This window comes from Pseudoalteromonas sp. P1-9 (genome assembly GCF_001399975.1).
Taxonomy (GTDB): Bacteria; Pseudomonadota; Gammaproteobacteria; order Enterobacterales; family Alteromonadaceae; genus Pseudoalteromonas.
The window spans coordinates 17,138-27,591 of sequence record NZ_LKBD01000050.1 but is presented as its reverse complement, the minus strand read 5'-3'; the positions used below and the strand labels follow the sequence as shown (position 1 = coordinate 27,591).

9 protein-coding genes and 2 tRNA genes are annotated in these 10,454 nt (G+C 39.9%); 6 read left to right on the top strand and 5 right to left on the bottom strand.

Annotated elements, in window-relative coordinates; translation table 11 throughout:
• Both AN214_RS20130 and AN214_RS20125 read right to left on the bottom strand, forming a co-directional pair.
• Positions 1 to 76: transfer RNA gene (locus AN214_RS20130), tRNA-Thr, on the bottom strand.
• A 27-nt stretch (positions 77 to 103) separates the two neighbouring features.
• Positions 104 to 179 (bottom strand) — tRNA-Phe (locus tag AN214_RS20125).
• Positions 180 to 509: 330 nt separating this feature from the next.
• Here AN214_RS20125 and AN214_RS20120 point away from each other — a divergent pair.
• Positions 510 to 3,260, top strand: a complete 2,751-nt coding sequence (locus AN214_RS20120; protein WP_054981352.1) for a hybrid sensor histidine kinase/response regulator — start codon at positions 510 to 512, stop codon at positions 3,258 to 3,260.
• Positions 3,261 to 3,303: 43 nt separating this feature from the next.
• Here the strand turns inward: AN214_RS20120 and AN214_RS20115 are convergent, their stop codons facing one another.
• Positions 3,304 to 3,576, bottom strand: a complete 273-nt coding sequence (locus AN214_RS20115; RefSeq protein WP_054981351.1) for an oxidative damage protection protein — start codon at positions 3,574 to 3,576, stop codon at positions 3,304 to 3,306.
• 31 nt (positions 3,577 to 3,607) lie between these two features.
• Positions 3,608 to 4,666, bottom strand: a complete 1,059-nt coding sequence (gene mutY / locus AN214_RS20110) for an A/G-specific adenine glycosylase (RefSeq protein ID WP_054981350.1) — start codon at positions 4,664 to 4,666, stop codon at positions 3,608 to 3,610.
• A gap of 163 nt (positions 4,667 to 4,829) precedes the next feature.
• On the opposite strand from mutY, the gene trmB reads away from it, so the two are divergent.
• Positions 4,830 to 5,555 carry a tRNA (guanosine(46)-N7)-methyltransferase TrmB gene (trmB, locus tag AN214_RS20105; RefSeq protein WP_054981349.1) on the top strand — a complete coding sequence of 242 codons (726 nt, stop codon included), beginning with the start codon at positions 4,830 to 4,832 and terminating at the stop codon, positions 5,553 to 5,555.
• A gap of 4 nt (positions 5,556 to 5,559) precedes the next feature.
• Positions 5,560 to 6,582, top strand: coding sequence for a methyltransferase (locus AN214_RS20100; RefSeq protein ID WP_054981348.1), 1,023 nt, complete (start codon positions 5,560 to 5,562; stop codon positions 6,580 to 6,582).
• On the opposite strand, the gene AN214_RS20095 is transcribed toward AN214_RS20100, so the two are convergent.
• Entirely contained in the window at positions 6,564 to 7,022 is a 459-nt protein-coding gene (locus AN214_RS20095) for a hypothetical protein (RefSeq protein WP_054981347.1), read from the bottom strand. The genes AN214_RS20100 and AN214_RS20095 overlap by 19 nt on opposite strands.
• Positions 7,023 to 7,155: 133 nt before the next feature.
• On the opposite strand from AN214_RS20095, the gene AN214_RS20090 reads away from it, so the two are divergent.
• The 3 genes from AN214_RS20090 (at position 7,156) to arcA (ending at position 10,449) form a co-directional block, all read left to right on the top strand.
• Entirely contained in the window at positions 7,156 to 8,805 is a 1,650-nt protein-coding gene (locus tag AN214_RS20090) for an ATP-binding protein (protein ID WP_054981346.1), read from the top strand.
• Positions 8,805 to 9,314, top strand: coding sequence for a YfiR family protein (locus tag AN214_RS20085; RefSeq protein ID WP_054981345.1), 510 nt, complete (start codon positions 8,805 to 8,807; stop codon positions 9,312 to 9,314). Before AN214_RS20090 ends, AN214_RS20085 begins: the two co-directional genes overlap by 1 nt.
• 421 nt (positions 9,315 to 9,735) lie before the next feature.
• Positions 9,736 to 10,449, top strand: a complete 714-nt coding sequence (gene arcA, locus AN214_RS20080; RefSeq protein ID WP_010559616.1) for a two-component system response regulator ArcA — start codon at positions 9,736 to 9,738, stop codon at positions 10,447 to 10,449.
• The last annotated feature ends 5 nt before the right edge of the window (positions 10,450 to 10,454 follow it).

The following is a 10,454-nucleotide window of genomic DNA, read 5'->3' as shown; positions in this document are numbered from 1 at the left end:
TGGTGCCTGCTGCCGGAGTCGAACTGGCGACCTACTGATTACAAGTCAGTTGCTCTACCAACTGAGCTAAGCAGGCACACTAAAACTGGTCATCTTTAAAAGATGGTGCCCAGAGGCGGAATCGAACCACCGACACGAGGATTTTCAATCCTCTGCTCTACCGACTGAGCTATCTGGGCATTACGTAAAACTAATTTCACTAAACATTTGAGCGCTACTCGCATCTTGCTTTTGCGTTCTGCCTGTCTGGGCGTGCGGCGTATTAAACGGGTTTTGCCGCTTCAAGTCAACACTTTTTTCAACATTCATTTTCGTTTGCACACTTATCCGCCAAATTGAACACAAACAAAGCACTACAAATGATTTCACTTTGCTAAATTCGTATGTAATAGTAAGATTTATCGGTATTTTGTACTAGTAATTGGGTCAAAACATAATTTTTTGGCCTTGTACAAATAAAGCAACAATAATATCCAAAGAAGCCCCTATAACTGGAGTAAGGTTTTAAAATGCTTACTAACAAGTTTTTATCGCTAAAAGCTATTCATACAATTAATGCCATTGTTTTTATAATTTTCGCCGCATCGTTATATATGGCAATAAACAGCTTTTCCAAAATACAAACTAACAAACCACAACTCCCCAGCTATACCAAACTAGATATTCAAACCATTGCAGATAAAGTCGATAGACCATTAGTTGATGCCATCACCCGCTTTGGTTTTAATAATGCGATTCAAATTCTTCATTCTCTAAAATCTGTCGATAAAGGAATTGATTACTACCTTTACAACTTAAAACGTGACGAGTTACAGCTAATCAGTAAAACTGGTGGCAACTTTTCAAACCCTGAGAACAAAACCGCCGCAATCGAAACAGATGGCGCCATTACCGTAAGCCAACAATTAACCCTTGCAGGAAAAAACCATGGCTTACTTGTTATTGAATACAAAAAACCATCACAAATCATAAATACCGTTACTTCGCCAACCGCGGCATACCTTTGGACTGCATTAGCTATTTTAAGCGGCATTTTTTGCTTTACCTTTTTACCGACTGCGCTTTCACGAAAAATCATCTCGAATACAGAAAAGCTAGATAAAGAAATTAGCGTCATTACGGAAAAAGGTGATTATCAACTTCGCGTCGATACAAATATAGGGTTAGGTCTTGCCCCCACTGCTGAGCGCGTTAACTTACTACTTGATGCGGTAAACAAGAGCGAGCAATTGCATATAAAGGCTGAAAACGATTTACAAAACTTACAATCTAGCCTTGAACATCAGGTGGTTGCGCGCACCCAAGAACTAGAAAAAGCAATAAAAGTTGCTGAACGTGCTAGCGAAGCTAAAACAACGTTTCTCGCAACCATGAGCCACGAAATACGTACACCAATGAATGGTGTCATTGGCACCATTGATTTATTACGCAATACAACCTTAACAGGCTCTCAGCACAGGCTAAGTAGCATTATTCGTGAGTCTGCTTTTTCGCTGTTAGGGATTTTGGACGACATTTTAGATTTTTCTAAAATTGAAGCTGGCAAACTAACGGTTGAAAACAAACCATTTAGCGTTGTTAATGTTGTTGAAGAAGTTGCAAAGGTAATGAGTTCTATCGCACACAAAAGTGATTTAGAACTTTCGTTATTTATCGACCCTGAAATTCCAGAATCTGTGCTTGGTGATGCCGTGCGCGTGCGCCAAGTAATATATAACCTGTGTTCAAACGCAATTAAATTCACCCAAACAAATAGTGATATGCAGGGACAAGTGTCTATTGAAGCTAAGCTTGCCTCAAATAGCCATGATTTCGATACTATCGATTTTATTATTAGCGATAACGGTAAAGGCATGGATAAAACGCAACTTGCGCGCATATTCCAACCCTTTAGCCAAGCTGAAGAGAGCATTACGCGTGAATATGGCGGTACTGGCTTAGGCCTTTCAATTTGCAAAAGCTTAACCGAATTAATGTACGGCACCATTCGCGTTAGTTCTGAACTGGGCCTTGGCAGTGAATTTATTGTGAGCATTCCTTTCACCAAAGATTCAGAAGCGAAAAAAGGTAACCGCGGACGTTTACAAAAGCGTCAAATTGCACTCTTTAGCCCAACAGACATTAATAAGCAGCGCTTACAATCTTACCTAAGCTATTTAGGGGCACAGGTAACACCGTTTAATCAAATATCTGATGAGCTTGCCGAATGGCAAACTAAGCAGGGGCTGATCTGGGTGCTTGATGGCACACACGACATGGATGAAGCAAATAAGCTACTACGTAAAATCGCCTACAACTTAGAAGAGCATAAACAGCAAGCTATTGTTTTAGGCCGCTTAACCGAAGCTAAACTAAATTTAAACAACCTATTTTACCTTTCAGCAATGCCACTGTGTAAAACAGCCTTTTTTAACTCATTGTTAATTGCTGCTGGGCTTCAATCTCCTAAAGTAATTAATACTAAAAAACAAATTAGTCCGTTAACGAATCACCAAAACAAAGGGCACTGCCAAGTATTATTGGTTGAAGATAATTTAATGAACCAACAAGTGATTTGCGACCAGCTTAACTTACTTGGTTACAGTGTAGATATTGCTTCCAATGGTGAAGAAGGTTTCGACATGTGGAAAAACGGCCAGTACGAGTTTGTATTAACCGATTTACATATGCCTAAAATGTCTGGTTATGATTTAGCCCGTAAAATTAGACAAGAGTCTCCTTATCGTAAAGACCTAAAAGCCGCAACTACCATAGTCGCAGTAACTGCTAATGCCCTAAAGGGGGAACGAGAAAAGTGTATTGAAGGCGGCATGAACGACTACATTACTAAACCAGTCGAGCTAAATGTACTTGAAGAGCTAATGGATAAATGGCTCCCGCAGGGGCAAGCACAAACCACCGCTACACCTATTTTAATTGAAAAATTAATCAGTTATGTTGGAAATGATGTTCAGCAGCATCAACATTATTTAGATATGTTTGCTAAACACGGGCAAGATCTCGCGTTTGATATTTCACGTGCGTTAAAGCAAGAAGATGTAGAGCAAGCAGGTAAGCTCGCACATCAATTAAAATCAACAGCACAAACTATTGGCGCAGTGAGCGTAGCCAATGCAGCTCAAGCGATTGAAACACTTGTTAATCAAGAAAGAGACATTGCTAGCGTAACCCTCACACATTACGCAGATGAACTTGAGCGCAGCTTCTTTGAAGCCAATGAGTTTATACATGACTATTTGAAAAATAGCCTGAATAACTAATAACAGCGAACAAAAATCAAAAAAGGCGCCAATTGGCGCCTTTTTATTTTTCTACCGGTTTGTAACCTTCAATTTCAACATCTTTATTTTCAAACAAGAAGCCAACCATTTGCTCCTCTAAAAACCCGCGATGTTCTGGGTCCATCATATTTAGATGTTTTTCATTAATTAACATAGTTTGCTTGTGTTGCCACTGAGCCCAAGCTTCTTTGCTAATGTTATTAAAGATACGTTCACCCACATCACCTGGGTAAAGTTGAAAATCTAAGCCATCGGCTTCTTTTTGTAGCTTTTGACAAAAAACTGTACGTGCCATAATCAATCTCACTGTAAACTTTGTTTTCAGTTTACCCTTTTCTGGTTAAAGTTTTAATTATTTTCTTTGTAGGCGTAGCAAGCCCCACTTCTTGTGGCTGCGTTAAGTTGTACGCCAAAACCTCTTTTTCAGCGACATTCAATGGCAGCTTAGTAACGTTTATCACAATAGGTGTAATCATTAAATTAAAATGGCTAAACACATGTTTAAATTCATCAAGGTATGTTTTTTCACCGGCCACCCCATTGCTTAACAGCCAATTTTCTAATTCATTTTCGTTAGCAAATTCAAAAAAGCCAAATAGCCCTCCCCAAATACCCGATGATGGACGCTTTTCCATTAGCACTTGATTATTTACTTTAACAATTGCCATTAGGCATGACTTTGTTGGATTGTTTTTTTTCGGTTTAGGATTTGGGAATTCTTTTACGCGCTCGGCATTATGTGCGCCACACTTATCAACTAATGGACAAGGATCGCAATCAAACTTTGTACGAGAGCAAAGACTTGCTCCTAAGTCCATCATCGCCTGATTAAACTCAACAACATTGCCTTTTGGTGTCACTTGATCTGAAAGCTGCCACAATAAGGTTTCTACTTTCTTTTCACCATACCAACCTGACACCATAAAAAAGCGCGCTAATACGCGCTTAACATTGCCATCTAAAATCGGATGGTGTTGGCCAAGTGATAGTGACAAAATAGCGCCCGCGGTAGAACGGCCAATGCCTGGCAATGCAATAACTTCGTCAATGTTTTCTGGAAATTGCCCGTTGTATTTCTCCACAATAATCTTTGCAGCTTTATGCAAGTTGCGAGCACGTGCGTAATATCCTAAACCAGTCCAATGATGTAGTACTTGATCTTCGTCGGCTTGCGCTAAATCTTGCACTGTAGGAAAGCTTGCCATAAAGCGTTCGAAATATGGAATAACCGTTATCACTTGGGTTTGCTGCAGCATAATTTCCGACACCCATACTTTATATGGCGTTTTGCCGAGTTGCCATGGCAGCGTTTTTCGACCATATAAGTGATACCATTCAACCACTTGGTTAGAAAACCACTCTCTTTCTTTCTTTTCTATTTTCACGCACGACCCTAAATAGATTTCATCAAAATCGTCGCCAGTCTATAAAGGCAAACTAAAAATTCAAGGAATTGTTGCTATTTATTATAAAAAAGGCGTTCGGTTACTTGAGCTAAAAGCAAGTTGCGGGGATAATACGCCACCAAATTTTCAACGTCGGTGAGATATGAGCGATACATCTAAAACTGCTTTAGAGCAAGCAGAACAAGAAGGTAAATACATTCGTAAAGTTCGCAGCTTTGTAAAACGCGAAGGTCGTTTAACCAAAGGGCAAGCGAAAGCACTTGAAGATAACTGGGCGACTATGGGATTAAACCACCAAGACGGCCTGCTTGATTTCACCAAAGTGTTTGGCAATGACAACCCAGTTGTGCTTGAGATTGGCTTTGGTATGGGTAAGTCTTTAGTTGAAATGGCAAAGAATGCGCCAGATACAAACTTTATCGGTATTGAAGTTCACCGCCCAGGTGTAGGTGCATGTTTAATGGATGCAAGCGAAGCCGGCGTAACAAACCTACGTGTTTATGAGCACGATGCAGTTGAAGTACTTGCCGACTGCATTGCCGATGGTTCACTCGCTAAGTTACAGCTATTTTTCCCTGATCCATGGCATAAAAAGCGCCACCACAAGCGTCGTATTGTGCAACCTGAATTCGTTGAAAACCTGCGCAGCAAACTTAAAATCGGTGGTGTTTTCCACATGGCAACCGACTGGGAAAACTACGCTGAGCACATGTTAGAAGTGATGACTGCGGCTGAAAAGTTCCAAAATCAATCAGAAACTAACGATTACGTACCGCGTCCGGACGACCGTCCATTGACTAAATTCGAACAGCGCGGCCACCGTTTAGGCCATGGTGTTTGGGACTTAATGTTCGAAAGAAAGGTATAACACTATGCTATCAGCTGCCAGCCAAGTATTAATTCGCAATCAAGAATACTTAGAAGCCGAATCTGTTTTATTAGTAAACCATGTAAACGATGGCTTTGCTGAGCAGCTGTGCGACCTGTCCCCGAACGCATCTGTCACCGGGTTTACCAGTATATTGACCAACAGAACCCAATTTCAACACGATAATTTTGAACAAGTAATTGCAGCTACCTTGCCTAAAAAGCAATTCGACTTAGTGGTTTTTTACTACCCGAAGGCAAAAGCTGAAGCGCAAATGTTGCTTGATAACATTCGTGCTATCAGTACAGAGTCAACACGCTTATTAGTAGTTGGTGAAAACAAAGGCGGCGTTAAATCTGTTGTAAAACAACTTAAAACAGATGCGCAATTTTCCCGTAAAGTCGACTCAGCTCGTCACTGCAGCTTGTTTCAGTTCTCAGGTTTAACCGTTAATCCTGATTTCCAACTCGCCAGCTACGCAAAACAGTTTGAAATCAATGTTGCGGGAACACCGCTTAGCTTAGTAACTTTGCCGGGCGTATTTAGTCACGGCGAACTTGATAAAGGTACAGAGTTGCTGCTTGAAACAATTAAGCTAAACAATCCTAAAACGCTGCTGGACTTTGCAACCGGCTGTGGTGTGATCTCTACATTTTTAGCCAAGCATTATGCTGAATGTAAGATTGTTGCATCAGACGTAAGTGCACTTGCGTTGGCAGCTGCAGAGCTGACCTTTGCCGAAAATGGGGTAAATGCCGAATTAAAGCTGGCTGATGGTATTTCATCAATTGATGCTAAATTTGACTATATTGTCTCTAATCCGCCATTTCATACAGGTCTTTCAACTAACTACGATATCACCCAACTGTTTATCGCGGATGCAAAAAAGCGCTTAAATAAACGCGGTGAATTGCTTATTGTCGCTAACAGCTTTTTACCCTATGCCGATGCATTGCGTGATGAGTTTGGTGATTTCAGCAAACTTAAAGACAACAAAAAGTTCACGATTTATTCTGCAATTGCCTGATTTTTAGCATAAGTTAACCGCCTTTTGGGCACAGAAACCAAGTACTCTTTTACGTTGCCGAGCGTTTTTGGCAAATAGCGTTTATTTGTTGCACATAAGATAAGTTTGCGATTTTTCACAATGTAAAACGCCTTTTGCTTAGCTCGCCTTGCAAAAATATATGCATCGTTTGTATTGATTACATTAAAAGCAAAGGTTAATTCGCGATAGCACATATTCTCTGAGCCGCCCCAAAGGGTTTGGAACTGAATGCCTTGCTTTCTAAGTAGCGCACTAACAAAGGCAGCGAGTTTGCGATTCTGTATGGCTGAGCAGGTTTTCCCGTGCGCATTCCAAACACTCAAAACAACTAAAACACGGTTAGTCCTAGAATTGTGTGAAAACTGACTAAATCTCGCTGTTTGATATATTTGCCACAATGCCAAACCGTTATTTTCCATAACCTTATTGATTATCCACCAAATTACCGTCTAAACTTGCAATAGTGCCTATTTAGATTTTACGTATTTAATATATTTGCTTAACGTGATGGTGCTAAGTAATATGAAATTAACCCTGATAACTTAATGCCGTATGCAAAATAATCATAAAACAATAACAATTAGAAAGGCGTTAAGCCGTGCGGTGATTGTCATCACCTCTTTAAGCATATTGCTTTCGGTAATCGTAAGTACAGTATTAGACGTCTCTAATCAGAAAAAGAACCTGATTGAAGAGCTAAATACGATTGCCGGTATCATCTCTTTTAATGCTTATGTGCCCGTAGTATTTCTCGATCAAGACGAAATGCAAAAGCAGTTAAAAGCTTATGAAAAGATTGATTACATTAAAAACATTCACATTTATCAAGTTGATGAGTTTAGTGGTGCAATCTCACTTTTTGCCACCTACAACACCGGTGACAACCCTCCCATAGCCTCAAAAGTCAAAAAGCTCACTAACAGAGTAAGCTCAAATATCGATGGCGACAATATTGAAGTAATTTACCCAATTAGAACCGATGATAACGATAACGTTATTAGTGCAAACCCTAAGATTGACGGTTATGTGTATATAATGGGTACCGATGCTCCGATTCAAGAAGCGCTAAAAAATCGAATTTCAGTTGATGTAGTAGTCGGCGTTGTTATTTTACTTTCTGTATTGCTGATAACTCTAACCTTTCAGCGCCGTTTTTCGCGCCCAATTGAAGCGCTAAGCATAGTGGTTAAAGACGTATCAAAAAACAAAAATTACGATGTCATTGTACCTACTGCCAAAATTACTGAACTCGATATGTTGGCTAAGAGTATCAATACCTTATTTGCCCGAACCTTGGCGCAACTAGAACGTCAGAAAAAAGATGAGCAAGAAATTAGGCAGTTAAACCAAAATTTAGAGCAAAAGGTTAGTCAGCGTACTGAAGCCTTAAAAGAGGCCAATCAAGAACTGCTCAGCACACTTGAGCGAATGCACCAGTACCAAACAAAAATTGTCGAAAACGAAAAAATGGCATCGCTTGGGCAAATGGTTGCAGGCGTTGCACACGAAGTAAACACCCCTCTTGGATTGGGTATTACCGGCTCTACTTTGCTAAAAGACAAGCTTGAAGAGCTTAAAGTAAATTTCGAAAATAAAACCCTTACCTCATCTCATATGAGTCGCTTTATTGAAGATGGTGTTGAAAACTTAGATTTGATTTACCGTAATTTAAACCGCGCAGCTGAACTGGTTTCAAGCTTTAAGCAACTTGCTGTTACTCACGAAACGCAAGAAGACAAATTAATCCACCTTCACGATTTTATTAATCAGGTCATTACTACTCTTAGCGGCCAGTTAGCCAAATTTCCACATCAGGTGAGTATTGAAGGCGATAGCCAGCTTGAGGTTTGGACAAAGCCTCCAATTATTCAGCAAATTGTTGAAAACCTTATTAGTAATAGCTTAATCCACGCATTTAATCCTGATCAACATGGTAATATTGTCATAACTGTATCGTCTAACGAACACAGCGTGATAATTGATTATCAAGATGACGGCAATGGCGTACCAATTAGTATTCGCAACCGTATTTTCGACCCCTTTGTTACAACACGCCGTGGCGAAGGTGGCAGTGGCCTTGGTTTGCATTTAGTTTATAACTTGGTAACCCAAGCGCTTGATGGCAGTATTAAACTCGATACCGAAGCACAAACTGGTGCGCATTTCGTAATTGAATTACCAATCAAACAAGGAGCTCAGTAATGCGCTTACTACTGCTTGTTATTATTGGATTATTCAGCTCATTTGTATCAGCCAAAACCGCGGAACAATTGCGGGCGGCCTACTTAATGCAAATTCCTTCTTTCGTACGCTACACAAATCCAAATCATAAACCTTACGAAATAACTTTTTGTTTTGCTGAACAATTAGGCCCTGTTGGTGAATTGATCAATGCGCAACAGCAGGTGCTACGTCAACGACTTAACTTTTCCCTGCAGGTTATTGATACATTAGATTCAGATAAACTAAAACAGTGCTCGTATTTATACTTATCAAAAGACATTAAAAATACCGACCGCTATTTAGAGAAAATAACGAATCACACAATTACCGTTGGCGAACAAGAATCAACGTTAAGCGCGGGCGCCCTGATGGCATTAGTGCAAGAACAAAAGAAAATACGTATGCACATAAACCAAACCAAGTTAGACGAAAACATCATTAGTTTTAATGCACGTTTATTGGCATTAGCAAAAGTAGCATCTTATTAAATAACCTGAGTGCGTGATAACAAGTTACATTCTAGTTGTTACTTAGTCTTATTAGCGCGATCAATTTATGTGCAACAAACTCGTGTTAACGTCAAGCGATAAATCAACACAAAAACGCAGCATTTGAATTCTGTTCAACGCGCTTATTTATGCAAGCCCTATACTTATGTCTATGATTGATTACGATGCAATGCTTGGTTATGACATGCCAAATAGTGCGCATAATTTATCAAGCAATACGCTAAAATTCCGCATCATAAACCTTAACTTCGACAAATTATTGCAAAATCCCCCCTAAGGTCACAAATGTACCCTTTCACTAGTCGTGAAAACTTGTTTACTAATGTGTTAGCCCCTATAATCCTAAAATGTAAGTAGTTACTGAAAATAATTTTAATTTACCTATAAGGGTTAAATAAGAATGCAAACGCCTGTGATTTTAATCGTCGAAGATGAAGACGTAACTAGGTTAAATCTTGTCAGCTTATTTGAAGCTGAAGGCTACAAAGTGCTAGAAGCCATTGACGGTGAAGAAATGCACGAGCGTATTTCACAAAATGATGATATTAACTTGGTGATCATGGACATCAATCTGCCAGGTAAAAACGGCTTAATCTTAGCACGCGAAATTCGTCAGCAACGTAATATTGGTCTTATCTTTTTAACTGGTCGTGACAACGACGTAGATCGTATCCTTGGTCTAGAAATTGGTGCAGACGATTACATTACTAAACCATTCAACCCACGCGAGTTGACAATTCGTGCACGTAATCTTTTAACGCGCACTAACTCAAATGGCGACGAAATCGAAAGCAATAGTTCTGGTCTTCTTACCTTTAATGGCTGGGAACTTGATGAAAATAGCCGTTGTTTAACTTCGCCAACAGGTGATGTTAAGCGCTTACCTAAAGGTGAATATCGCGCATTACGTTTAATGCTTGACGCTCCGGGTCGTATCTTTAGCCGCGAGCAGCTAATCAAGCACATGACAGGCCGTGAATTACGCGCTAATGACAGAACAGTAGATGTAACGATTCGTCGTATTCGTAAGCATTTCGAAAGCGAAGCAAACACACCTGAGCTTATCAGCACAATTCACGGTGAAGGTTACCGCTTTATTGGTAAGATTGATTAATTAGT

Excerpts from the sequence above, each read along its gene's own strand:
- AN214_RS20120 (WP_054981352.1), top strand. The coding sequence starts at position 510 with ATGCTTACTAACAAGTTTTTATCGCTAAAAGCTATTCATACAATTAAT.
- AN214_RS20115 (WP_054981351.1), bottom strand. The coding sequence starts at position 3,576 with ATGGCACGTACAGTTTTTTGTCAAAAGCTACAAAAAGAAGCCGATGGC.
- trmB (WP_054981349.1), top strand. The coding sequence starts at position 4,830 with ATGAGCGATACATCTAAAACTGCTTTAGAGCAAGCAGAACAAGAAGGT.
- AN214_RS20100 (WP_054981348.1), top strand. The coding sequence starts at position 5,560 with ATGCTATCAGCTGCCAGCCAAGTATTAATTCGCAATCAAGAATACTTA.
- AN214_RS20095 (WP_054981347.1), bottom strand. The coding sequence starts at position 7,022 with ATGGAAAATAACGGTTTGGCATTGTGGCAAATATATCAAACAGCGAGA.
- AN214_RS20090 (WP_054981346.1), top strand. The coding sequence starts at position 7,156 with ATGCAAAATAATCATAAAACAATAACAATTAGAAAGGCGTTAAGCCGT.
- AN214_RS20085 (WP_054981345.1), top strand. The coding sequence starts at position 8,805 with ATGCGCTTACTACTGCTTGTTATTATTGGATTATTCAGCTCATTTGTA.
- arcA (WP_010559616.1), top strand. The coding sequence starts at position 9,736 with ATGCAAACGCCTGTGATTTTAATCGTCGAAGATGAAGACGTAACTAGG.